We start from the raw sequence: 25,133 nt of genomic DNA on the forward strand, positions 1-25,133 counted from the left end.
GCAAAAGATACTGAAGCAGAGTGTCTTCACAGATGTTATATCGTGTTCATTGCGTCGAAACGATTGCAAGCCACCTGTTGTCAGATGAACGTCGCACCGTGCATTGCCACTGTGTCAACATCGTGAGCAATATGCTTTATTGTGATTTTCCGTACACCAATCATCATGCGTGTTCAATGTGGCGCTGCGGCTAGTCGAAGCAACCGATTAACGCGCATTGATCAACACATCCGCATCGCCTGATGTGGTTTTTGTTATTCAGGGTTGCTCAGTTCCACCACAGCACATTTGGCGATCCATCACCGGAGATCACCAAACAAATCCATGCTCAGGAGTGTTTTCGATGTGTTCCATTTTCGGCATCTTCAACCTGCAACCTGGTGACAACCTGCAGACACTGCGCCATCAGGCATTGGAGTGCTCGCAACGGCAACGGCATCGCGGACCCGATTGGAGCGGCGTTTACGTTGATGCGGGCGTGATTCTGGTGCACGAACGTCTAGCGATCGTCGATCCGAGCGGCGGTGCCCAACCACTCCTCTCCGAGGATGGCAAGCTGGCGTTAGCGGTCAACGGCGAAATCTATAACCATGCCGTACTCAAAGGAGAACTGCAGCAGACCTACGCCTTCCAAACCAATTCTGACTGCGAAGTGATCAACGCGCTTTACCGCGAAGATATGCCAATCTCATTTCTAAATCGCCTTAATGGGATTTTTGCTTTCGCATTATGGGACAAGATGGTCGGACGCGGCCTCATCGCACGCGATCCAATGGGTGTGGTTCCACTGTACTGGGGTCACGATAAGGAAGGCCGGTTACGTGTAGCGTCAGAGATGAAAGCATTGGTCGATAGCTGCCTCGACGTTGCGCAGTTCCCACCCGGCCACTGGTACGACACCGCAACGGGTACGCTGGTGAAGTACTACGAACGCCCCTGGAAACACTATTCCGCAGTGGCAGGTGTGCACGTGTCGCTACAGGAGCTGCGTGAAGCCTTCGAGCGGGCAGTCCATCGTCAACTCATGACGGATGTGCCATACGGGGTGCTTCTGTCTGGTGGGCTGGATTCTTCTCTGGTGGCTGCTGTGGCTGCGCGCTACGCGCGCCATCGCATCGAAACCAATGATCAGAGCGAAGCATGGTGGCCACGTCTGCACTCATTCGCGATCGGTCTGAAAGACTCACCTGACTTGAGTGCGGCCAAAGTCGCTGCCGAAGCGTTGAATACCGTCCACCACAGTTTCGAATACACCTTTGAGGAGGGCCTGGATGCTCTACCCGAGGTGATTCGCCATATCGAAACTTACGACGTCACTACGATTCGCGCATCCACGCCGATGTTCCTGTTGGCACGTCGCATCAAGGCCATGGGAGTGAAGATGGTGCTGTCAGGTGAAGGCAGCGACGAAATCTTTGGCGGTTATCTATATTTCCACAAAGCGCCGAACGCACACGAGTTTCATGAAGAACTAGTCCGCAAGCTCGACGCGCTTTATTACTACGACTGCTTGCGCGCGAACAAGGCGATGATGGCTTGGGGCGTGGAGCCGCGCGTGCCGTTCTTGGATCGTGAATTCCTTGATGTGGCGATGCGGATGGATGCGCAGGACAAGATGGTTGATAAGACCAGCAACGGCCCACAGCGGATGGAGAAAGGCATCCTACGTGCAGCGTTCGACGGCGCTTTACCTCCGTCGATCCTGTGGCGGCAGAAGGAGCAGTTCAGTGATGGTGTTGGCTATGGCTGGATCGACGGGCTGAAAGCACATGCTGAAGGACAGGTTTCCGATAGCGAGTTTGCGAGTGCCGATACCCGTTTCCGGGTGAACCCGCCGCAGACCAAAGAAGCCTACTACTACCGCAACATCTTCGAATGCTTCTTCCCAAGCCTAGCAGCTGCTGAGACGGTACCGGGCGGCAAATCGATCGCCTGTTCCTCACCAGCGGCGCTTGCTTGGGATGCCAGCTTTGCCAGAATGGCCGACCCATCCGGCCGCGCAGTTAGTGGAGTTCATAAACAGGCGCTGTCCTAGTGAACTTGACGCCTCACCACATGCGGCGTCATGCAGGCTTGGGGTGACACTGCTTCTACTAAGTCTGTACGCAGGTGCCGTAAACATCGGAGGGTGGGTTGGAGCTCGATGCATCGGCCTTGTTATTGCGCCACACGTTTGGCTTGAAGTCCGATGCTTTGCAGTTAGCGGCGTGGTCGGCGCCAATCGTATAGATATACGGACTCTTCTCAAATATGTTGTGCTCGAACATGTTCCCCTGGCTCATGCTGTTATCCCAGCACCGCACTTCTGGGATACGCTGGCGGATTGAGCAGGTGAAAAACACACCCGCCAATTTGTTCTTGATGAACTGGTTGCGTGTGAATACATTGCCGTATGCGTCAGCGAGATATAACCCCTGACTGCCGTTGCGTTCCAATCGATTGCCGCGGATCTCACTGTCTTCCAGATGTTCCGTGGTGATGCCGGCGGCAACGTTGTCGTGGATCACGTTGTCGATCAGGCGTACATGAGAACTGCGATTGAATGACACTCCATCCCAGGTTGCACCGGAGACGTCGTTACGCTCGATGTTAATGGTGCGGCTGTCGTACTCACTGAGCAGGCAGGCACTGCGACACTGGCTGACCTTGAGATCTAACAGGCTTACGTTGTGCGCGGCGCGTAGCACGACCACGCTGTTACTCAAATATGGCCGCTCTGGCATGAATTCGTGCTCGACATCAGTCGTGCCGATGAGTTGCAGGCGTTCGATCACCACGTCGTGAATCTGTTTCGCGGGTTGTTGATTCTGATAGTCACCAATGACGATCAATGGCTGTTGCACATCTTTCTTGAGACGAATCACCGTATTTGTACCGCTACCACGGATATACACGCTGTCGCGGTCAATATGCAGCAGCTTGTCCACTTGGTACTCGCCCTTATTCAGGCACAGTACCGCGGGATGCGCATCGCTAGGTAACGTATCAATGGCATGCTGTAGATCTTGGCCAGGTGAAACCCATGCACTGCAGGGCGACTGCATGTTTGCTTTGACATGAGTGACAGTGAGTACTAGCAGCAGTGCGAGAACGGAAGTAGCAAGGATGCGCTGGGGCATGCGGATTCCTAAGGAAATTAAGTTGAGAAACGGCGCGCACAAGTGCAGCTGGCTTTAGAAACCTTAAGTGTCGCTCAGCAATCAAACGATAAACCCCACCATGAGAGAGACAGGTTGACTGAGATTCATTAGATATAAGATCGCTGTGAAGTTGTCTCATAGCTAAAGGTCATGAGCACCCGCTGGACTAAGATGCAAATCGCAGACACTGATAGTCCAACATTACAACACCTTCCAGGTGATTTACTGTGAATACCATCTCTATAAAGGCTGACCACTGGGAATGAATAGCCGTATCAAGCCTCTTGGACATCCTGTTGATTATTTTTGATTTCAAAAAATGGCTAGGTTTTATTGACATCTGGCTTGTTGCGCGAATACGTCAGGATAGTTGTTACGCTGTTGAGTGATGCAGTGATGTATGGACGCAGCGCCAATGGATATTGACAGGCAAGGCGAGCGGCCCGAGTCCAGTGGCTGTCTTCCTCCAAACCGTTCGTTACAGACTCTTCGTGGTCCCGTTTGCTGAGGGAATTGGGCGACATCCGCGTTTCTCGATGGTGGCGAAATGATGTTTAGGAGCCCCTCGCACTAGGAGGACATGTCAGATGTGAATTTGGCACATCCTGATTGATTCGACGCTTGTGGATGGCAGTAGCATGCAGTTGGAGCATTAAAAACAGGCGACCGTAAGCACCCGAGCCTTTTCAATGTGGCTTGATGACCAGGTTGTCTCTAGTGGTGGATGCTTCGAACAAACCGGTGTGGTGGATCGTTACCGCAGTGTGAGCACACTGTACTTTGGTGTGTAAAAAAAGATCGTCGACCATTGGCCTGTCAAAGCCTTTATGGCTGGAAAAGGTAAGTTGCAGTGCATCCAATTTGGTACAGAAAACGCTCATTGCCAGGATGGCGCGTGGGATGTTGATGCTTGCCTACAGATGGTTCGATCCACCTCTGCCAAGGGTGCCATCACACCGTGTTCGCATTGCAAGTCGAAACGCTGAGACAGTCGTGAGGTGTACAGCACGTCACTGCTGGTGCGACCGTATCAAGCATGTGTGTCGCCTCTCTACACGTGAAAATATGCTTGCCAGTAGCGGTCTGGTCTTTGCCTCAAGTTCCGGTGTGTTTGGACCATACGTGAACATGTAAACGTGGTCTGATGCCTGCGGTGCTGAGTGCACCAATGTCTAACGTGAGGTTGTTGTAAAGAGCGTGCAAGACGTATGTGCCATTCGTTTCCAGACGATGACCTGCGAGAAAATACGGTGAACATGAACCGGGCACTCGCCACGAAACCGATGCTTGCAATGCTGTGCGTTGATGCGCTGAACTACTTTATTGATCCGCAGAAGCCATCAACACCAACCGACCAATGATTTGGAGGGGGACGGATAAGTTGAGCGGGTTGCTTCATGCATTTTCTATACGTAGAGAAGTCTTCGGGTATCGAGGGATCTTGTTAATAGATTGAAACGGGGCCGTGATGATCAATTCAAACCTGTTTGACAGTGTGTTGCCGATTGTTGCTGCACCGATGGCAGGTGGGCCAACCACGGTCGCTCTAGCGGAGGCTGTGCGTGATGCAGGGGGCTTCTCATTTCTTGCCGGTGGGTACAAATCCGCCGCGGCGCTTGGGGCCGAGATCGGTGCGTTACGAGCAAGTGGTGGTGATTTTGGGGTCAATCTGTTCGTCCCCTCGCCGTGTATGGTGGATGTGGTGGCATTCAGCGTCTACGCCGCCGAACTACAGTCTGAGGCAGCGCCGTATGGGCTTCGCCTCGATCCGGTGCCCGTGGTTGATGACGACGATGGCTGGTCGGATAAGCTGGCGTTGTTGTTGAACGATCCGGTGCCGGTTGTTTCGTTCACGTTTGGATTGCCTGCTCTGCGAGATATTGCCGCGCTCCAGCGTGCTGGAAGCCGGGTGTTGGCGAGCGTCACGCTACCTGAGGAGGCGCAGGTGGCGATGGAAGCGGGCGTTGATGGCTTGGTCGTGCAGGGGCCCGATGCTGGAGGGCACAGCGCGACCTATGATCCTGCGCGTCCATTCACCCCATTGAAGACTGTCAGCTTGGTACATCATGTGCGTGCTGTGAGCACATTGCCGGTGATTGCCACGGGTGGCGTGGATGGTCCCACGGCGGTCCGCGCGCTGTTGCAAGCCGGCGCTGTGGCGGTTGCGATTGGCACGCTGCTGCTGCGTACCAAAGAGTCAGGAGCGACCCAGGTTTACAAGGACGCCTTGGCGAGTCCGGCGTATACGGAAACAACCATCACTCATGCATTTACGGGTCGTCCGGCCCGAGCGCTGCGGAATGGTTTCATCAATCGCCATCATAGTTCGGCTCCATTGGGTTATCCCGTGATTCATCACCTGACCCGCCCGCTACGACAGGCCGCGGCGAGTGCCGGAGATACGGATGTGGTGCATTTGTGGGCTGGAACCGGATACCGTCAGGCCATGGATGGTTCAGCCGCTGACGTGATTCGGCATCTAGCTGCCGGGCTGTGAGCAGTCATCACGGATGGGTTCAGTACTTGTGCCCGGTGATGTTCACACGTGAGCGACTGAATCAAGGGACCAGTCGAATACGTTTATTGCCATATAGGCACCGTGGTCAGTGGTTCGTCCAGAAAGGTGTTTGGGTATTGGGGACGGGTGACCGTTTGTGGTCCATGTGACCCCTGCGGCGCTTAGCGTCGACGCGACAACGGTTTTCTTGGCTCATGTTGCCGACGTTCTCCATCATGGGTTTCAAGCATCGCTATATGTTTATGAATCGATCTTGTGGCGGCGATTTTTACCTATGTTCTCTGGTTGCAGCGTCTTTCTGCTGATTCCATTCGACGCACGTTGTATCGATGAGAATGCCTTAGTGAGGTTGGTAACGAGGCTTAGTGTCGATCACGGCGCTGAGTTCGACTGATCTCCTGCATATTCCTGGTCCGCGATGCAGGCATGTGCGTCTTGTCCTCAAACACGCTGCTGTGGTGCCGGTGCTGATCGGGATTAGGCGCTACGCATCAAGCGTTATTGTGCTTGTCGAGGACGCTCAACGCGCCGATCTTGCTGAGGGTGGGCTGTTGGTGTCGTATCAAGCGTTGACCCCAGATGACCTGTATCGGTGTTTGAGGACACGAGGCGTGCGTTGTCCGTACCTCTGGTGGCGTACGCTCACTCAACGACCAAGCACAGCATTTTTACAGATGCTCGGCATCATGCGATGGCTGCTTTGCTTAATGCCGTTTCGATTGAACTGCCTCGCGTGTCGATGGCAACTTACGTTATACGCGTGTGACGGCATTTCCCGATGCATATCACGCAAATGTTCCAGTGGACACATTGTGTGCGACTGATTGCAACGTTGGCTACTGTGTTTGATATTCCACGATTACCGGGACGTTGCTTGAGTTGGCGCTACCGATCATCAGCGCCGCTCAAACAGGTGATGTTGGTAAAGCGGCTGCGCTGTCGGCACGGTGATAGGTGTTGTGGGGTTTGTTTTTGCGTCACGGCAACCTTCGTGTCGCTGTTACGATTGTTGAACAGCTCGGCCTCGTGCATCGACCGCATGTGTGTGTCTCCCTAGAGAGGTTAGCCATGACAATCGAGCAAAGTTGATTACGGTTATCGAGAAAGTGGAGCTTTACTCATGATAAGAAGTGCTCAACTGATCTGTGACTTCCTTTTCGAGGAGCTTAGCTGCATTGCTTGATGATTGAATGCGTGTAGATGCGCCGTGTCGATCCTGATGCGAGTGGTGTCTTGATCACTGCGGAGGGCTGTGCTAGGAACTGAAATTCTGGCTGTGCTTGGCATGTTTAAGCGGAGTGCTCATGAAAGAGTGGATTGCTGCCCGTTCCTGACGCTGGAGAAGGAGATTATCGTGGCGCTTCTGCATACGGTTCAATCCACGCTTGAGGTAGGCTGGGTGGTGCCGTGGTTGCTGATGTTCTTGAGGTGTAGATCTTCGTGACAGAGAGTTAAGTAGATCGCCAATGCACCGCACACCCAGGGCCGTGGCGCAGTCCTGAAAGCCATTGGATGGAGGCTATATTGGTGATGGTCATGGGTTTACTTTCTCTAGTTTGGATGTCCTGCTTGATAGGAGACAGGTGAATTCAGGAACCAGACGTTCAGAACGTTCAGGGTGAGTTTCCACATCTTTGGATTGTGAAATCCAATCACACATTGGTCGAGCGATGGCGCATCAGTCACGTCTAAAGGGGCATATGAACAGAGAGGTTCCATCACTGGCAGCGGGTTGTTATCGATGGGTGTTCGTGTATTGTCAGCGTCACCGCGTGGGGTGCTTGAACGCTGTGCTCCATCTGGCTATATACACTTGAATGTGGCGCATTCTAGAGAGGTCGCTTGTGTCTCCCCTAATTAGTAGTAATAATACTAATTATGCGTTTGACCGATATCCAGCAGGCGATCCTGGCATTGATTACCGACCATATCAACGCTGACGGCGTGCCGCCGTCGCAGGCTGAGATCGCTCGTGCATTCGGCTTCAAAGGCATTCGTGCTGTTCAGCACCATCTTGAGGTGTTGGAGCAGGCGGGTGCTATCCGCCGTGTGCCTGGACAGGCACGTGGAATCCGGCTGGTGCATCTTACTGAGGTTCGTGCCGCTGCGTTGGTGCCAGATACCGCTGATGTGTTGCGGTTGCCGGTACTTGGGCGCGTTGCGGCTGGTCAACCGATCAGTCCTGACATTGGTGAGCATGATGTTGTGTTGCTGGATCGGGTGTTCTTCTCGCCGGCACCGGATTATCTGTTAAAGGTTCAAGGTGATTCGATGCGCGATGAAGGGATTTTCGACGGTGATTTGATCGGCGTACATCGCACACGGGATGCGCATTCCGGACAAATTGTGGTGGCGCGCATTGATGAGGAGATCACCGTCAAACTGTTGAAGATCAGTAAGGACCGGATTCGTTTGCTGCCACGCAATCCCGACTTTGCACCGATCGAGGTGATGCCGGATCAGGATTTTGCCATTGAGGGGTTATATTGCGGCCTGCTGCGTCCGAATCGGTGATGAGATTTGTCTCAATCTACACGTTGTCTTTTTCTGACGTTGTCGCTCTGGCGATGCTGTTGTACGTGACTTGCCTTGGCGACTTAAACTGATGACGCCATCCATTTTTTCAGCCTATGTGATGTGCGCTTGGTGAGCTTTCCACATCATGTTTCTATTAATACGACGAGGACTATTTGGATGGACGAGAACAAGAAACGTGCCCTTTCTGTCGCTTTAAGCCAGATTGAAAAACAGTTCGGCAAGGGATCTGTGATGCGTATGGGGGATCGGGTGATCGAAGCCGTAGAGGCAATCCCGACGGGTTCACTCATGTTGGATTTGGCCCTGGGTATCGGTGGTCTGCCAAAGGGACGTGTCGTGGAAATCTATGGGCCAGAATCTTCAGGGAAGACCACATTGACTTTGCAGGCTATCGCTCAGTGTCAGAAGAAGGGCGGGACTGCGGCTTTCATTGATGCTGAGCACGCACTGGACCCGATTTATGCGGCCAAGTTAGGTGTGAATGTTGATGATTTGTTGTTGTCTCAGCCGGATACTGGTGAGCAGGCATTGGAAATTGCTGACATGCTGGTGCGCTCGGGTTCGATCGATGTCATGGTCATCGACTCCGTTGCGGCACTGACGCCAAAGGCAGAGATTGAAGGCGAGATGGGAGACCAGTTGCCCGGTCTTCAGGCTCGCTTGATGAGCCAGGCACTGCGCAAATTGACAGGCAATATTAAACGTTCCAATACGCTGGTGATTTTCATCAACCAGTTGCGTATGAAGATTGGAGTCATGATGCCGGGTCAAAGTCCTGAAACCACTACGGGTGGTAATGCGCTGAAGTTCTATGCTTCTGTGCGCTTGGATATTCGCCGCATTGGTGCGATCAAGAAGGGCGACGAAATTATCGGTAATCAAACCAAAATCAAGGTCGTCAAGAACAAATTGGCGCCTCCCTTCAAGCAAGTCGTCACTGAGATTTTGTATGGTGAGGGCATTAGTCGTGAGGGGGAGTTGATCGATATGGGTGTGGATGCCAAGCTGGTAGAGAAAGCGGGCGCGTGGTACAGCTACGGTGGTGAGCGTATTGGCCAAGGGAAAGATAATGCTCGCGGATATTTACGTGAAAATCCGCAGATTGCGGCCAAGCTTGAAGCTGAGCTGCGCGAGAAATTTCAGCCGGCTGAACTTTCTCGAGAAGAAGGTGACGAAGAGGCGCTGGAAGGTTGAAATTCATTATCGCGGATGACAGCAGGATTAGTGTTGCTGTTTCCCGTGGTGATGCGCTGCTTTAAATACACAATGTGAGTACAGAAAGCGTTACAAACGAATTTGGGTGATGTAGAGAGATGCACGATTCCTACATTCATGTTGTGCCGTGCTTGCAAGTGCCGCAGTGCCAGGAAGAAAACCCAAATCTGGCAGGTATTGGAATGATTGTCATAGTGTGAATATTCACGTAAGGCATTGGTCCGTAAAATGACCAATGCGTGATATCGAGCCTGAAGTGACGGATGAAATGCTGGTCATGCTTGGTCGTGGAAGCTGGTAGGAGGGCATTTCAATTCGCCGAATCGTTGATGCGCATCAATGCCACGGTGAGCTACCAACTGTTGTATATCCGCGCCGAACTGCAGGGCATGGATTGCAGGCTGATATCTTTGTTCTTGGGATGGCGTTGTTTGCGGAAAACTGGTTGCAAAATATCACGGATCTGATCGTGCACCGTGTCGATGATGACGGGGTTGCATATCCGTTATAACGGCGCAAGGTTGGTAATTTTGTTGGTCTGGTGTGGTTTCCGCATTGTGGCCATTCGCTGTGTTGTTGGTGATAACGCTGAGGATTGAGTCTCCAATGCCTGTTACCTTTAACTTGATCTACGTCCATCCCCCCGCTCCATGAAATTGGCGCGTTTGCGCTACCCGCCTACGGTTACTCTTAGATGAATACACCTAACAAATTCACCACTTCCAAGATTCGTAGCGATTTTCTCGAATTTTTCAAGGATAAAGGTCACCGGATCGTACCTTCCGCGCCGTTGGTGCCTGGTAACGATCCAACGCTGCTGTTCACTAATTCCGGTATGGTCCAGTTCAAGGGCATATTCCTGGGGGCAGAGAAGAGTAAAGATCTCCGCGTCGCTGATGTGCAGTGTTGCTTACGTGCCGGTGGCAAGCACAACGATCTAGATTCAGTTGGTTACACCGCACGCCATCACACCTTCTTTGAGATGCTCGGTAATTGGTCGTTTGGTGACTACTTCAAGAAGGAAGCGATCGCTTGGGCCTGGGAGCTGCTGACCCGTGTCTGGACTCTACCCGCTGAACGTCTACTGGTTACGGTTTACCACACTGACGATGAGTCCTACCTATTGTGGCGTGACATGGTGGGTGTGCAGGAAGATCGAATCGTGCGTATTGGCGATAACAAGGGAGCACCGTTTGCCTCGGATAATTTCTGGCAAATGGCCGATACCGGCCCTTGTGGCCCATGTACAGAGATCTTCTACGACCATGGTGATCACATTCCGGGTGGTCCTCCGGGTTCGTTAGATGAGGATGGAGATCGCTTCATCGAGATATGGAACTTGGTGTTCATGCAATTTGATCGTCAGTCCGACGGTACTTTGGTACCTCTGCCGGCGCCATGTGTGGATACCGGTATGGGGTTGGAGCGTTTGGCGGCTATCTTGCAGCATGTGCATACCAACTATGAGATTGATTTGTTTCAGACCCTGATCCTCAAGGCGGCCGAATTGACTGCCGTTGTGGATTTACAGAACAAGTCGTTGCGCGTGATTGCTGATCATATTCGTGCTTGTGCGTTTTTGATCGTCGATGGTGTCCTTCCCTCCAATGAAGGTCGCGGTTATGTATTGCGTCGGATCATCCGCCGTGCGCTGCGTCATGGTTGGATGCTGGGTGTGCGTCAATCGTTCTTCAACAAAATGGTGCCTACCTTGGTTGAAGTGATGGGTGATGCTTATCCTAAGCTACAGACTGCGGCCGAATCCGTGGTGCATACGCTGCTGGTTGAGGAGGAACGTTTTGCCGAGACCTTGGATGCTGGTATGAAGATCTTCAACGAGGTGGCGGCTAAGGTTGTTAATGGCGTAATCCCGGGCAGCGATGCATTTCGTTTGTACGATACCTATGGTTTTCCTGTCGACCTGACCGCTGATATCGCGCGTGAACATGGTATGAGTGTGGACATGGCTGGTTTCGAGGCCGCCATGATGCAGCAACGCGAGACTGCGCGTGCGGCAGGTAAGTTTGGGCGTGGCGTGCAATTGCCAGCTGAACGGGTGGCCACGTTGTCACCGACCGTGTTTCTGGGCTATGACCAGCTCCAGGCCGATGGACTGAAAGTCGTTGCGTTGCTGTCTGGTGGGCAATTGACGGATTCGGCTTCGGTGGGTGATGAGGTCATTGTGTTGACTGACCGTACCCCCTTTTACGCTGAATCTGGTGGTCAAGTGGGTGATATTGGGATATTGATGGCACCTGACAGTGTCCGTCTGGATGTGACTGATACGCAAAAGTTAATGGGCCAGTTCCACGGCCATGTGGCCCGTATCGTGCAAGGTGGAGTGAAGGTTGGCGACGTGTTGTCTGCCAGTGTTGATGTTGCTAGCCGAAAAATGGTTGCTCTTAACCACTCAGCGACTCACCTGTTGCACAGCGCGTTGCGCAGCTTGTTTGGTACCCACGTGGCGCAAAAAGGTTCGTTGGTTGCGCCGGATCGCCTGCGCTTCGACTTTTCGCATTTTGAACCTATTGCGGCTGCACAGATTGCACGGATTGAACAGATGGTCAACGAAGCAGTGCGTGCTAACCATCTGGTAATGATCGAGCAGATGGACATGCAAGCTGCGCTCGAGTCTGGTGCTATGGCGCTATTTGGAGAGAAATATGGAGAACGTGTACGCGTGGTAATGATGGGTATTTCGGTCGAGCTCTGCGGTGGTACGCATGTCAATCGTACTGGCGACATTGGTTTGTTTAAGATCGTTTCCGAGTGTGGAGTGTCCTCTGGAGTGCGTCGTATCGAGGCGGTAACTGGTGAAACTGCGTTAAATCATGTTTTAGCTGGGGAGTATCGTCTGTACGAAGTGGCTGGTCTTGTCGGTAGTAACGCGAACGATGTGGTCAATAATATTGGCCAACTAGTGTATCGTCAGAAGACATTGGAGCGTGAACTTGAGATGCTCAAAGGCAAGCTCATCTCTGGTGTTATGACCGATCTAGTTAGGACAGCAGTCGATGTGGCCGATGTAAAAGTAGTTGCTGCACGACTTGATGGTTTGGATGCCAAAGCGCTGCGTGAGGCGCTTGATAGACTCAAATTGCAGCTGAGTGATGCCGTGATCATCCTTGCGGGGTGTATTGGTGGCAAGGTGGCTCTGGTTGCTGCTGTCAATGGTAGTGCAATGGGTAAGGTTAAGGCGGAGAAACTACTCTTGCATGTTGCTAGTCAAATCAATGGCAGGGGAGGGGGACGTTCGGATTTCGCTCAGGGCGGTGGAGAGGATGGACCTTCCCTTAGTTCCGCCCTTGACGGTGTTGCTACCTGGGTCAAGCAGCATCTGAACTGAACGCTTCTTTCATTGCACCTTGATTGACGGAGGAAGGACCCGTTACCATCCTCTCTAATAATCCAGGTAATGTAGGTCGGTTCAGTTGTGGACCGTTCATCCTGGCTGATAAGCTTTCAGCCCTTTGGAGATTCTTAAAATGTTGATCCTGACTCGTCGTTCTGGTGAAACGTTGATGATCGGTGATCAAGTCACCGTGACGGTGCTTGGTGTAAAGGGTAATCAAGTGCGTGTTGGTATCAGTGCGCCAAAGCATGTCGCAGTGCATCGTGAAGAAATTTATAATCGTATCCAGCGTGGTGACGAGCTTGAGTGTTCTTCTGGAACGCGGGGAAATAACGGCTCTTCCCTTTAATTAAAATGGTGTTTGCGTCGTCTTGGGTTGGCAGGTATCCTTCACAAGCCTATCCGCCAAAGAGGTGGTTGGTACCCGGAGTGATGCCCGAGAGGCCGAAGGGGCTCCCCTGCTAAGGGAGTATAGGGTCAAAAACTCTATCGAGGGTTCGAATCCCTCTCACTCCGCCAACTACCGAGAAGTGCTGTGCGCTCAATGCCTTGAGTAGGTTTTTCTGTTCCTTAATATTCAGATGCCTATTTCAGGGTTTCGTATGCTGAGGCTTTTAACGGTGAAAGCCTCTTGGCGACGTTTGAAGATTTCGTGGATCCCCAAGTTTTGATAAATGGCGCCTTAAAACGGTTTCTTTGGTGTCGTGGTTGCTTCTTATGCCTGTAATCAGGGTGTTTTTCTGAAGCTACACCTGAGTGGGTGTTTCTACCGTTTTTCAGGTCGTCGGTGCCTAACGTAATGTCGAAGTGATGTTGTGCTTGAGTCCTGTTTACCTTAGAGATATAGCAGGATAATTGCTACTTTGGACGTGAGCATGGTGTTTGCGTTACGTGATATGGCACTCATTTAATGTAACTGTAAAAGAATCTCGGCTTGGTCGACATTTTATTGGATATTCCAAATTGCAGATGTTGACTACCCTCATAGGGTTTATTTTTGTTATCTATGTTGACAAAGGGAATAGAAAAAATTTGTTTGATTGGCTGAGATAGTAGTTATATCCCTATTAAGGTGTGAAGCCTAACTTTGACATGGCCAAAAAATTATTTGACCCACCTTATGCTTGTTTCCTCTTGTTCAAGTATTCGTATGTACGAATACAACTTGCGTTGTAATGACTTGAGTGTAAATGCGTAATTAAGGGATATGGAGCTTTCTTGCAAGTAGTGAGGAGGTTCCGAATACGAGTGACAGAGTGTTCTTATGCAAGCATAACCAAACACGCATTTTTCATCGCCATATTGCCGTTTAACAGATTATTGCGAGTGGTTTTAATGCGTCGACTCCTGACTTGCGCCGATTTCTAATAGACAATGAAAGGCACACAGCATGTCCAGTGTGTGTCACGAGTAATCCTCCTATACAGAAAAACGCAGCAGGAATGCTTTTAACGTTTTCTACCAGCAATAGCGAATATGGACGGCATCTAGAAAAGCCGCATTGAGCGTCTCACCACCTTTACTCTGTCATGCCACTGCGCCGCAGCAACGCATCAATCCGAGGGGCGCGTTTGCGGAAGGCGTGAAAATTCTCTGCTGCGCTGCGACTGCCACCACGGGCCAGGATCTCGTCGAGAAAGCGTGCCCCCATTTCGGCGAATTGATCCGGTACCTCCTCGAACGCAGCATAAGCGTCTGCGCTGAGTACCTCGGCCCACTTGTAACTGTAATATCCCGCTGCATAACCACCAGCGAAAATATGTTTGAACTGATGCGGGAAACGATTCCACGCCGGTGACCGGTTGACCGCCACTTCATCACGGACCCGTTCCAGCAGCCCCAGTACGCTGTCCTGTGTTAGATCGAAGTCACTATGCAGCAGCATGTCGAACAGCGCGAACTCAAGTTGGCGCACGGTGAACATCCCGCTCTGGAAATTGCGTGCGGCGACCATCCGGTCGAACAGGTTGCGGGGGAGCGGTGCCCCGGTTTGCACGTGTGCCGTCATCGCTTGCATGCGTTCCCACTCCCAGCAAAAGTTTTCCATAAACTGGCTGGGCAACTCCACCGCATCCCATTCCACACCATTAATACCCGTCACGCCCAGTTCCCCGATCCGGGTTAGCAGCTGATGCAGCCCGTGACCCATTTCGTGAAATAAGGTAATGACCTCCTGATGGCGGAATGTGGGGACGACACCATCACTACCACGGCCGAAATTACACACCAAATAGACCACCGGAGTTTGCACGCCTTCGCGTTTGTCACGGCGGTTACGGCAATCATCCATCCATGCGCCCCCACGTTTACCCTCGCGTGCATACAGATCCAAATAGAACTGGCCGACGAGTTGCCCGTTCGTATCAATGAGACGGTAGAAGCGAACATCTGGATGCCACAGTGGTGCCGAGTCTTCCTCTATCCGCAGTCCATAAAGCGAGTGGATCACCTCAAACAACCCGGCAAGTACCTTTGGTTCGGTGAAGTACTGCTTCACTTCCTGCTCGGAGAAGCTGTAACGTGCTTGCTTGAGTTTCTCGCTGGCATACGCGATGTCCCACGCTTTCAAGGTTTCCAGCCCCAGCGTCTCGCGTGCGAACGTTTCTAATTCACTGCGATCACGCTGTGCGTGCGGCTTGGCACGTGCGGCTAAGTCACGCAGGAAACCGAGTACCTCAGCCGGGTCTTGTGCCATCTTGGTGGCGACCGAATATGCCGCGTAACAGGAGAAACCAAGCAGCGTGGCTAATTCGGCACGCAGTGCAAGCATCTGATTGATATGCGGGCTATTGTCCAACGCCGCATCACCAAATTCCGAGGCACGTATCGCGCTGGCATGATACAAACGCTCCCGTAACGCGCGGTCGTCAGCATCGCTTTGTACTGACAGGTAGCAGGGCATCTGTAGTGTGAATGTCCAGCCTGGTACGCCATTCCTTTCCGCGGCGGCGCGGGCGGCAGAGACTGTCTCGGCGGGCAGGCCGGACAACACGGTGGCATCTGCGGTGGTGTAGGACCATGCTTCTGTTGCATCGAGCACGTTCTGCGAGAACTTTGCTGACAATGCCGACAGTTCCTCCTTGATATCTGCCAGACGTGCTTTCCCGGCGGCGTCCAGCTCGGCACCACCGAGACGGAAATCGCGCAAGGCATTGTCGACAACCTTGCATCGCACGGCGTCATCACGGTCCCATTCCGGCGAGCACGTTAATGCCTTGTACTGTGCGTACAGCGCCAAGTTCTGTCCTAGCGCACTGCTGAATCGGGTAACCTTGGGAAGATTGACGTTATATGCCTCACGCAGTGCTGGCGTGTTGACTACCGCCTGTAAATGCGCGACTTGACCCCAAGCGCGGTACAACCGCTCGGTGGCATCGTCCAGCGGTACGACGAAGCTGTCCCAAGTCACCGGCGTCACTTGTTCAGCGTGGGTGACCACCGCCTCAGCCTCCGCAAGCAACTGCTCGATCGCCGGACCAATGTGCTCAGGGAGGATCGCGTCGAAGCGAGGGATGTCCGAGAAATCGAGTAGTGGATTGCTCATGTGTGTCTTCGGCATGCCGCCAGATTCGTAAATACCTACCGAATTATGGCGTATGGCGTCATTCCAGTGCTGCACAAGGGAGCAGGGGCAACGTGTCACCCGCCACTGCAGCCGCGATCACCGCGTCACTGCCAGAGACGTCGATGCCGTGTGCCGCGTACCAGGCTGGGGCATAGTAGCTGTGCGCGTAACGTTCACCTCCATCGCACAGAATGGTGACGATCGAACCTTTGATGCCTGCAGCTCGCATGCATGCCGCGGTTTGCAGTACACCGACCATATTGGTGCCCGTGGAACCACCCACACGTCGACCTAAGCGGGCACTGACATAGCGCATTGCCGCCAAGCTCAGCGCGTCGGGCACCTTGACCATCGCGTCGATACAGCTGTGGATGAAGCTTGGTTCCATGCGTGGTCGACCGATGCCTTCCACGCGAGACCCTGCGGTGTCGACCAAGTTGTACTCGTGACCGCGTCCCTCGCATGCGGCACGGTAGTGATCGAAGAACACCGAAATCTCCGGATCTGCGCACAGGATACGGGTGACGTGACGGCGGTAGCGCACGTAGCGGCCAAGGGTTGCTGCAGTGCCGCCCGTGCCCGGACTACACACAATCCACGCGGGGATCGGGTGTGGCTCATCGGCCATCTGTTTGAAGATCGATTCAGCGATATTGTTATTGGCACGCCAGTCAGTTGCACGTTCGGCGTACGTGAACTGGTCCATGAAATGGCCGCCTGTCTCACACGCGAGCTGATGTGCAGCATCATGCAAGTCGCAGGCACGTGTGACCGGGTGGCAGCGTCCCCCGTGAAACTCGATCGCAGCCACCTTCTCCGGCGAGGTCGACGTCGGGATCACCGCAATGAAGGGAAGACCCAACAACCGTGCGAAATAAGCCTCGGATACGGCCGTTGAACCGCTAGATGCTTCAATCACCGGCCGTCCCTGATGCAACCACCCGTTGGTCAGTGCATACAAGAACAGTGAGCGTGCCAATCGATGCTTGAGGCTTCCGGTGGGGTGGATAGATTCGTCCTTGAGATAGAAATCAATATCCGGAAAACCAGGCAGCTTCAACGGGATCAGATGAGTATCGACTGAGCGGTTGAAATCAGCTTCGAGCTTACAGATGGCGGATGCTACCCATTCGCGCTGCGACATAAGAGAGCAACAGTGAGAGAAAGCGCCGATTCTACCCACCGACCTTGCGCCATCCGAGTACACATTGGGTGTTTTGCGACGTGCTATTTTTTCTGGCGTACTCAACCCGATCCAACATTCATCGAGACATCATCTGGAGGATCTATCACCAGCGTACATCTGGTGGCCTTCGCTACCCGGCGTGTTGGGGACATGTCCCTGAACGATGCCCATAGGGTGCCCTTCCTGACCGGCAGTGACCATCACATGGAAGCACATCCTTATGATCCATATCAGTCTCTGCCTATTTCATATAAGCGGCATGACATGCTTGGAAAAACGTGCTGCATGGTGACCTCTAGCGGTGTGAATATTGGCCTGGCGTCGCCGTATACTGACCAGACCTCACGTGTGCGTCGTGTCCCCTTGTCATCTCTGCTCCTACGTCTGCTGATCAGCCTTTGCTTGATGGCTCACGCGTGCGTGAGTGCTTGGGCGTCGGTCGGTATGATCCAAACGGTCGCCCGACCTTCGATGCATGTCGCAGTAGTGAACCAGTCCTGTCACGATGTGGGCGTTTCCGGCGTCCGGAGTGCAGCACACGTCGGTCATGGGAGACCAACTCCCCCAACCCCATGCGGCAAGATCGGTCATTGTGATTGCTTGCAGCACAGCGCCGCTCTGTTGCTTCCAATCCTGATGCTGCCGGTATCGTTGGGGCGGCGTGCGGTGCCGCTTGCCGGAGTGCCTACTGGCCAGGGACTCCCTGTGCCGTATTGCCCCCTGCGACCTCCGATTGCCTGAGAGCCTTAGGGACGTTGCGCGTCCCACATATCTATCTCTTCCGCATCACAGTTTCTTGCCTGCTATCGTCCCGTCGCCAAAGCGCCGGACATGGGAGTCACTATGAACACTTTTCCCTTGCCTTCGCAGAGAGGCATTGACCGGCGCCGCTTCGTACAAGGCTTGGCGCTGGGAGGCGTGGTGGCCAGCACCGGCTTATTGCGTATTCCGGTGCAGGCAGCCAACCCGGCGCCAACACGCCTTGAGCTACGCACCAGTAGCCTGGAACTGCGCATCGGCCAGTCCAGCGTTAATTTCACCGGACGTATTCGCCCGGCGATCACCGTCAATGACAGCCTGCCGGCACCGCTGTTGCGTTGGCGCCAAGGCGATACGGTCCAGATACGGGTTACCAACACCTTGCCCGATGCCATGACTTCGATCCATTGGCACGGCATTGTCCTGCCATCCAACATGGATGGTGTACCGGGCCTGAGTTTCGACGGCATTGCCCCAGGGGAGCACTATTTGTACCGCTTTGATGTGCGCCAGTGTGGTACCTACTGGTACCACAGCCACTCGATGTTCCAAGAACAGGCAGGCCTGTATGGTGCGTTGATTATCGATCCTCTGGAACCGCCGCCCTACCGCGCCGACCGCGAGTATGTACTCCTGTTCTCAGATTGGACTGACATGGAGCCTGCCGCACTGTTTCGCCGGCTCAAAAAAATGTCTGCTTACGACAACACTTACCAGCGGACGATCGGCGACTTCTTGCACGACATACGTCGTGATGGCCTGCGCGCCACCCTGGCTGACCGCAGCATGTGGGGGAGGATGCGAATGACTCCGACAGACCTGTCCGATGTCAATGCCCATACCTATACCTACTTGCTGAACGGTATGACGCCAGCCGGCGGCTGGACCGGAGTGTTCCGTCCTGGCGAAAAAGTGCTATTGCGGCTGATCAATGGTGCGGCAATGACCTATTTCGACGTCCGTATTCCAGGCCTCAAGCTGACCGTCGTTGCGGTGGATGGTCAGTACGTACATCCGGTGACCGTGGACGAATTACGTATTGCCCTGGCCGAAACCTACGACGTGCTGATCGAACCGCACGGCCAGGATGCATTCTCGATCTTCGCCCAAGACATGGGACGTACCGGATACGCCTGTGGCACCCTCGCGGTGCGTACCGGCTTGCATGTGCCGCCGCCGGCGCTGGACCCGCGCCCGCGCCTAACCATGCAAGACATGGGTCACGGGATGTCGCATGGTCTGCATGGCGGTAGCGCACATGAGATGACGGACATGCCAGGGATGGCCCATCCTGGTACACATGGTGAGCATGCCAACCACACCAGCATGCTTCCTGATCAGGCCATCCCTCATGTTTCACATGGCGTCCTGGCGGACAGAGCAGCGCCGCGGCATCCTGCCAGTGAACGTCACAATCCGTTGGTGGACATGCGAGTGGACGCCCCGCAGCCGCGGCTGAATGATCCCGGCATTGGCCTGCGCGACAATGGCCGCCACGTGTTGACATATGCCGATCTGCACAGCCTGTTTGATGATCCGGATGGACGTGAACCCGGGCGTGAGATCGAATTACATCTCACTGGCCACATGGAGAAGTTCGCCTGGTCGTTCGACGGTATCCCATTCGCCTCCTCCGCACCATTACGACTCAACTACGGTGAACGTGTACGCATCGTGTTAGTCAACGACACGATGATGGCGCACCCCATTCACCTGCATGGCTTATGGAGTGACTTGGAGGACGCCACCGGCGCGTTCCAGGTACGCAAGCACACGATCGACATGCCGCCAGGCACACGCCGCAGCTACCGCGTGCGTGCGGATGCGCTGGGGCGCTGGGCCTACCACTGCCACCTGCTGTACCACATGGAAAGCGGCATGATGCGTGAAGTGCAGGTGCTCCCATGAACCCCCGTACTTTGTTCGCCTTCGTGTTCGGTGGTCTGCTTGCTGCACCGCTACAAGCACAGCCGCACACGCCTGCAGGACAGACGCCAGCGGTGTTGGACGTCGCTTCGAATGCTGACGGGCACTCCTTCTTCGATGACATGCAGATGGACCACTCGCAGATGGATCACGCGCAGATGGATCGCCCGCAGATGGACCACTCGCAGATGGACCACTCGCAGATGGATCATCCGCAGATGGATCACCCGCAGATGGATCACCCGCAGATGGATCACCCGCAGATGGATCACCCGCAGATGGACCACTCGCAGATGGACCACTCGCAGATGGATCACTCGCAGATGGACCACTCGCAGATGGACCACTCGCAGATGGATCACCCGCAAATGGATCACTCGCAGATGGATCACTCGCAGATGGATCACGCGCAGATGGATCACGCGCAGATGGATCACGCGCAGATGGATCACGCGCAGATGGATCACGCGCAGATGGACCACTCGCAGATGGACCACTCGCAGATGGATCACGCGCAGATGGACCACTCGCAGATGGACCACTCGCAGATGGATCACGCGCAGATGGATCACGCGCAGATGGATCACGCGGTCCACGGCGAAACAACGCGTGTCTTGTTACCTACACCCACCCCTGCCGCGTTGGCAGCGGCCTTCCCTCCGTTACGCCGCCGTACTACACACGCTTCACCACTGATGTATCTGGTTCGTATCGATCGGCTGGAAGCCTGGAATGCTGATCCCGAGCGCGGCCACGCTTGGGAAGCCCAGGCATGGATTGGCGGGGACATTCACCGGCTGTGGTTGCGCAGCGACGGTGAGCGTCGTGGTGGTCGGCTCCAATCTGCCGGGGTAGAGACGCTGTACGGGCAGGCGGTTTCGCCATGGTGGGATGTGCTCATCGGTGTGCGTCGCGATGTGCAGCCGGACAGTCGCACCTGGGTGGCTCTTGGCGTACAGGGCTTAGCGCCGTACAAGTTCGAGAATGCCGCCCTCCTGTATCTGGGGGGCGGTGCGGTACGGCTGATGCTTGAGGCCAAATACGAACTGCTATTCACTCAGCGACTGATCCTGCAACCGCGCCTCCAAGCGACTGCCGGGTTGACTCAGGATCACGACCTGGGGCCCGGATTCCAAACGTTGCAGCTTGGGTTGCGGCTGCGTTATGAGATCACGCGGCGTGTTGCCCCCTATGTGGGGTGGGAGCGCGAACATCGTTATGGCGATCATGCACGCCGTGCACGTGGGCGTGGCGTGCCTGACGACGCAAACCGGCTGGTCGCTGGGATACGGTGGTGGTTTTGAACGGCAGCACCCAGTGACGCAGAGCGACGGATAACGTGTTGGCAGTTTCCGAATAGCGGACCGCATGACGCGATAGGCGCATGCCAACAGTGTGAAGCTTGGGTTCTGGCATCGGTAGAACGTTGTGCAACGCGTTTTTTGTGAGTCGTTCTGGAGTGGGATGCCCCTTGTTTACGGGGATTCGCGGTGCGATCACGTCTGTCCAATACGGCGCTCTGGCGGCTTCTTGCGTATGTTTGGCAGGTCCCGGATGCGGCCATGTCTGCCTATCTCTTGCATGGCATGGCTCAGTGCCACAGGCGGTGGTCCTCTGCCGGGGGATTTTGTGGCGTTGGAACACATGCTTGAGTATGCCCATCACATGGATTGAAAGCGTCCCGTGTTTGGGCGTGAAGCTCAGAGGTTGTATGCGTTGCAGTGCTTAGCGCTTGCAGTTGTTTCGACCAGATCGGGGGTACTGCCAGGAGCGTACGAGGCCAGATGGAGTGCATCTTAGGGATGCGTTGTTGTGTTCCACGGATAGTTCGATCAAGCAACGCGGCCAATAACACAGGCATAGGTGCGTGATCCCATGATGCAGGATGCAGTCAACCTGTCGGAGCGCTGTGGAATCGTGGTCAGGGCAGCTTAGGTCAGGGTCTTGGGCTTCGTTGGTTTACAGTGTGGCGCGTTGCTCCCGCAGTCCATTTAACTGTGCCGTCCAATCCGCCAGGCGTGTACGTTCTTGCTCGACCACAGCTGCCGGCGCGTTTTGCACGAAGACTGCGTTGCCCAGCTTCCCGTTGCTTTTGCCGATTTCGCTTTCAACACGTTTGATTTCCTTATCCAGACGCGCGCGCTCGGCGTCCACATCGACCAAACCTTGCAGCGGTACCAGAAGCTTCAACGTGCCGACGATGGCCACGGCGGACGGTGGTGCGGCGCTGGCGATGCTCAGCCAGTCGATATGTTCGAGCTTGAGCAAAAAGCGCAGCGAAGCGGCGAAACGCTCAATACGACGCCGATCGGCCTCCTCTTCTCCCTGTAACAGCAGTGACACCCGCCGCGAGGGTGGGACATTGAGTTCGCTGCGTATCCGGCGCAATGCACTGACCATGACTTTTAGCCATTCAACATCAGCGGCGGCGCTGCCGAATGCCGCGGTGTCCAGGTGCTGGGGCTGCGGGTAGCGGCGTAGCACCAGCGTCGTTGCCTGGATGCCCAGACGCGGGGCCACCTGACGCCATAGTTCTTCAGTGACGAACGGAATTAACGGATGCAGCAGGCGCAGCAGCGTCTCCAACACGTATAGCAATGTGTGGCGGGTGCTGGCGGCGGCTTGGGTGTCATCGCTATGGAGCGCTGGTTTGGCCAGCTCAACGAACCAGTCGCAGAATGCGTTCCAGGCAAATTCGTACAACGCCTGCGCTAATAAGTCGAAGCGGTAAGCGGCAAAGTGGGTATGCGCTTCGGCGGTCACAGCGGCCAGCCGCCAGAGAATCCATTGTTCGGCGTCGCTGCGGGGGTGTGGTGCACGCGGCGCGTCATCTCCGTTGTTGCCAGCGGCGTCTTCCTCGGGCGCGTGGGCAGAGAAGTCCTCGGTGTTCATCAGCACAAAGCGGGTGGCGTTCCACAGCTTGTTGCAGAAGTTTTTGTAACCTTCGGCGCGGCCCAGGTCGAACTTGATATCGCGGCCGTGGTTCGCCAGCGCAGCGATGGTGAAGCGTAATGCATCGGCGCCGTGCGCGGCGATGCCGTTAGGAAATTCTTTCCGCGTCGCTTTGGCGATTTTTTCAGCAAGCTTGGGTTGCATCAGTCCGGTGGTGCGCTTGGCGATGAGCGCATCAAGCGTGATGCCATCAATGATGTCCAGCGGGTCGAGCACGTTGCCTTTGGACTTAGACATCTTTTGACCTTGTGCATCGCGAATCAGGCCGGTGATGTAAACATCGCGGAACGGCACCTTGCCGGTGAAATGGTCGGTGGCCATGATCATGCGTGCCACCCAGAAGAAAATAATGTCGAAACCAGTCACCAGCACCGATGAGGGCAGATAGCGTTCGAAGCCGCGTTCCGCCATGGCCGTTGGATTGGGCCAGCCCAGAGTTGAGAAGGGCCACAGTTGCGAGGAGAACCAGGTTTCCAGTACGTCGTTGTCCTGGGTCAGGGTCACCTCGGGGCCGAGGGTGTGCTTGGCACGGACCTCTTCTTCACTGCGTCCCACGTAGCACGCGCCATCCGCGTCGAACCATGCGGGGATCCGGTGGCCCCACCACAATTGGCGGCTGATGCACCAGTCCTGGATGTTTTCCATCCAGTGGCGGTAGGTGTTGATCCAGTTTGGCGGCACGAAGCTCACAGCGCCGCGCTCGACGAGTTCTAAGCCGCGTTTGGCGAGCGTTTCCATCCGCACAAACCATTGGTCGGTCAGATAGGGCTCGATGACCTGGCCGGTGCGGTCGCCACGCGGCACCTGCAACAGGTGTGGGGTGGTGGCGGCCAGCAGATCCTGTGCTTCCAAATCCGCCAGTATCTTTTGGCGTGCTGCGTAGCGATCCAGGCCGGCCAGATGTGCTGGCATGACAAGCTCGTGATTCGGATTGGCGATGCCGGTGGTATCCAGATCGTTGCTGGTGGAGTGGGGATGCATCCCCCACTGCATCCGTGTCTTGGAGACAATGCGTGCGGCATCGTCCAGGACATTGAGCATTGGCAAGTGATGCCGCAGGCCAACCTGATAGTCGTTGAAGTCGTGTGCTGGGGTGACTTTGACCACCCCAGTGCCGAAGGTGCGATCCACGTAGGTATCGCCGATCACCGGGACCTGGCGTCCAGTCAGCGGCAGTGTCACGGATGTTCCAATCAGTCCCGTGTAGCGCCTGTCTTCTGGATGCACCATCACGGCGGTGTCGCCGAGCAGGGTTTCTGGACGTGTGGTCGCAACAATCAGATAGCCGCGGGTCTCGCGTAGGAGTTCGTTGCCTGCGGCATCATGCTCGATGTGTTCGTAGGTCACGCCGTCGCTTAGCGGATAGCGGATCGACCACAGCACGCCTTCTTCTGCGACGTTCTCCACTTCCAGATCGGAGATGGCGGTCTTCAGGACCGGATCCCAATTGACCAGACGCTGGCCGCGGTAAATCAGCCCCTGTTCGTACCAGCGCACAAACGCTTCTGTCACGGCCGCCGAGGGGTGCGGGTCCATGGTGAACGTACTGCGTGACCAGTCTGCCGAGACACCCAGGCGGCGCATTTGCCGTTCGATGATATCGCCGGAATGCTGCTTCCACTCCCAAACTTTGTTGATAAAGCCGTCGCGGCCGAGCGAGTCGCGAGTGTCCCCCCGGCCTTCAAGTGCCATATTGCGGCTGACGACCATTTCGGTGGCGATGCCGGCGTGGTCGGTGCCCACTTGCCACAAGGTGTCATCTCCACACATGCGGTGATAACGCACCAGCGCATCCATCAATGTCTGTTGGAAGGCATGGCCCATATGCAGGGTGCCAGTGACATTCGGTGGCGGCAGCAGAATGGTATAGGGCTCGCCGACGCCGGATGGTTTGAAGTGGCCCGCCGCTTCCCACTCGGCGTATAAGCGCGCTTCAAAAGACGTGGGGTCATAGCTGGAGGTGAACTGGGGCATGGCGGGGA

Annotated in this window: 14 protein-coding genes and 1 tRNA gene; 10 read left to right on the forward strand and 5 right to left on the reverse strand. The window is 54.9% G+C overall.

From position 1 onward, the window contains the following. Positions 1 to 343: 343 nt before the first annotated feature. Positions 344 to 2,035: an asparagine synthase B gene (gene asnB, locus PLS229_RS00500; RefSeq protein ID WP_038271812.1), complete on the forward strand. Its 1,692-nt coding sequence runs from the start codon at positions 344 to 346 to the stop codon at positions 2,033 to 2,035. A gap of 58 nt (positions 2,036 to 2,093) precedes the next feature. Here the strand turns inward: asnB and PLS229_RS00505 are convergent, their stop codons facing one another. Beyond that, positions 2,094 to 3,119: a right-handed parallel beta-helix repeat-containing protein gene (locus PLS229_RS00505; RefSeq protein WP_038271810.1), complete on the reverse strand. Its 1,026-nt coding sequence runs from the start codon at positions 3,117 to 3,119 to the stop codon at positions 2,094 to 2,096. Between the two features lie 1,489 nt (positions 3,120 to 4,608). On the opposite strand from PLS229_RS00505, the gene PLS229_RS00510 reads away from it, so the two are divergent. Then, positions 4,609 to 5,637 (forward strand): nitronate monooxygenase, encoded by a 1,029-nt coding sequence (locus PLS229_RS00510; protein WP_201745795.1) that lies wholly within the window; start codon positions 4,609 to 4,611, stop codon positions 5,635 to 5,637. A gap of 906 nt (positions 5,638 to 6,543) precedes the next feature. On the opposite strand, the gene PLS229_RS00515 is transcribed toward PLS229_RS00510, so the two are convergent. Next, a complete protein-coding gene (locus PLS229_RS00515) occupies positions 6,544 to 6,699 on the reverse strand; it encodes a hypothetical protein (RefSeq protein WP_160165196.1) in 156 nt (51 codons plus the stop codon). A gap of 837 nt (positions 6,700 to 7,536) precedes the next feature. On the opposite strand from PLS229_RS00515, the gene lexA reads away from it, so the two are divergent. The 5 genes from lexA (at position 7,537) to PLS229_RS00540 (ending at position 13,282) form a co-directional block, all read left to right on the forward strand. After that, positions 7,537 to 8,172 carry a transcriptional repressor LexA gene (gene lexA, locus PLS229_RS00520; RefSeq protein WP_038271803.1) on the forward strand — a complete coding sequence of 212 codons (636 nt, stop codon included), beginning with the start codon at positions 7,537 to 7,539 and terminating at the stop codon, positions 8,170 to 8,172. A gap of 180 nt (positions 8,173 to 8,352) precedes the next feature. Beyond that, positions 8,353 to 9,390, forward strand: coding sequence for a recombinase RecA (gene recA, locus PLS229_RS00525; RefSeq protein WP_038271801.1), 1,038 nt, complete (start codon positions 8,353 to 8,355; stop codon positions 9,388 to 9,390). Between the two features lie 715 nt (positions 9,391 to 10,105). Then, complete coding sequence (gene alaS / locus PLS229_RS00530) at positions 10,106 to 12,757, forward strand: alanine--tRNA ligase (RefSeq protein ID WP_038271800.1); 2,652 nt, start codon at positions 10,106 to 10,108, stop codon at positions 12,755 to 12,757. A 139-nt stretch (positions 12,758 to 12,896) separates the two neighbouring features. Continuing rightward, positions 12,897 to 13,112: a carbon storage regulator CsrA gene (gene csrA, locus PLS229_RS00535; protein ID WP_038271798.1), complete on the forward strand. Its 216-nt coding sequence runs from the start codon at positions 12,897 to 12,899 to the stop codon at positions 13,110 to 13,112. Between the two features lie 77 nt (positions 13,113 to 13,189). After that, positions 13,190 to 13,282: transfer RNA gene (locus PLS229_RS00540), tRNA-Ser, on the forward strand. A 1,000-nt stretch (positions 13,283 to 14,282) separates the two neighbouring features. Here the strand turns inward: PLS229_RS00540 and PLS229_RS00545 are convergent. Both PLS229_RS00545 and PLS229_RS00550 read right to left on the reverse strand, forming a co-directional pair. After that, the gene (locus PLS229_RS00545; RefSeq protein WP_038271796.1) at positions 14,283 to 16,307 is read right to left on the reverse strand and encodes a M3 family metallopeptidase; all 2,025 of its coding nucleotides are present in this window, start codon (positions 16,305 to 16,307) and stop codon (positions 14,283 to 14,285) included. A gap of 58 nt (positions 16,308 to 16,365) precedes the next feature. Then, a complete protein-coding gene (locus PLS229_RS00550) occupies positions 16,366 to 17,472 on the reverse strand; it encodes a PLP-dependent cysteine synthase family protein (RefSeq protein ID WP_038271794.1) in 1,107 nt (368 codons plus the stop codon). A gap of 192 nt (positions 17,473 to 17,664) precedes the next feature. On the opposite strand from PLS229_RS00550, the gene PLS229_RS00555 reads away from it, so the two are divergent. The 3 genes from PLS229_RS00555 (at position 17,665) to PLS229_RS12525 (ending at position 21,503) form a co-directional block, all read left to right on the forward strand. Next, positions 17,665 to 18,255 carry a CopL family metal-binding regulatory protein gene (locus PLS229_RS00555; protein WP_230428142.1) on the forward strand — a complete coding sequence of 197 codons (591 nt, stop codon included), beginning with the start codon at positions 17,665 to 17,667 and terminating at the stop codon, positions 18,253 to 18,255. Between the two features lie 102 nt (positions 18,256 to 18,357). Beyond that, positions 18,358 to 20,181: a copper resistance system multicopper oxidase gene (locus PLS229_RS00560; RefSeq protein ID WP_038271792.1), complete on the forward strand. Its 1,824-nt coding sequence runs from the start codon at positions 18,358 to 18,360 to the stop codon at positions 20,179 to 20,181. Then, positions 20,178 to 21,503, forward strand: coding sequence for a copper resistance protein B (locus PLS229_RS12525; RefSeq protein WP_275895309.1), 1,326 nt, complete (start codon positions 20,178 to 20,180; stop codon positions 21,501 to 21,503). Before PLS229_RS00560 ends, PLS229_RS12525 begins: the two co-directional genes overlap by 4 nt. 655 nt (positions 21,504 to 22,158) lie before the next feature. Here the strand turns inward: PLS229_RS12525 and PLS229_RS00570 are convergent. Beyond that, positions 22,159 to 25,125: a valine--tRNA ligase gene (locus tag PLS229_RS00570; RefSeq protein WP_038272400.1), complete on the reverse strand. Its 2,967-nt coding sequence runs from the start codon at positions 25,123 to 25,125 to the stop codon at positions 22,159 to 22,161. Between the last annotated feature and the right edge of the window lie 8 nt (positions 25,126 to 25,133).

Origin of the sequence: Xylella taiwanensis (assembly GCF_013177435.1) — a bacterium.
Lineage (GTDB): Bacteria > Pseudomonadota > Gammaproteobacteria > Xanthomonadales > Xanthomonadaceae > Xylella > Xylella taiwanensis.

Bases quoted from the DNA above. Each gene is read 5' to 3' on its own strand.
- asnB (WP_038271812.1), top strand. From the start codon at position 344: ATGTGTTCCATTTTCGGCATCTTCAACCTGCAACCTGGTGACAACCTG.
- PLS229_RS00505 (WP_038271810.1), bottom strand. From the start codon at position 3,119: ATGCCCCAGCGCATCCTTGCTACTTCCGTTCTCGCACTGCTGCTAGTA.
- PLS229_RS00510 (WP_201745795.1), top strand. From the start codon at position 4,609: ATGATCAATTCAAACCTGTTTGACAGTGTGTTGCCGATTGTTGCTGCA.
- PLS229_RS00515 (WP_160165196.1), bottom strand. From the start codon at position 6,699: ATGCGGTCGATGCACGAGGCCGAGCTGTTCAACAATCGTAACAGCGAC.
- lexA (WP_038271803.1), top strand. From the start codon at position 7,537: ATGCGTTTGACCGATATCCAGCAGGCGATCCTGGCATTGATTACCGAC.
- recA (WP_038271801.1), top strand. From the start codon at position 8,353: ATGGACGAGAACAAGAAACGTGCCCTTTCTGTCGCTTTAAGCCAGATT.
- alaS (WP_038271800.1), top strand. From the start codon at position 10,106: ATGAATACACCTAACAAATTCACCACTTCCAAGATTCGTAGCGATTTT.
- csrA (WP_038271798.1), top strand. From the start codon at position 12,897: ATGTTGATCCTGACTCGTCGTTCTGGTGAAACGTTGATGATCGGTGAT.
- PLS229_RS00545 (WP_038271796.1), bottom strand. From the start codon at position 16,307: ATGAGCAATCCACTACTCGATTTCTCGGACATCCCTCGCTTCGACGCG.
- PLS229_RS00550 (WP_038271794.1), bottom strand. From the start codon at position 17,472: ATGTCGCAGCGCGAATGGGTAGCATCCGCCATCTGTAAGCTCGAAGCT.
- PLS229_RS00555 (WP_230428142.1), top strand. From the start codon at position 17,665: ATGTCCCTGAACGATGCCCATAGGGTGCCCTTCCTGACCGGCAGTGAC.
- PLS229_RS00560 (WP_038271792.1), top strand. From the start codon at position 18,358: ATGAACACTTTTCCCTTGCCTTCGCAGAGAGGCATTGACCGGCGCCGC.
- PLS229_RS12525 (WP_275895309.1), top strand. From the start codon at position 20,178: ATGAACCCCCGTACTTTGTTCGCCTTCGTGTTCGGTGGTCTGCTTGCT.
- PLS229_RS00570 (WP_038272400.1), bottom strand. From the start codon at position 25,125: ATGCCCCAGTTCACCTCCAGCTATGACCCCACGTCTTTTGAAGCGCGC.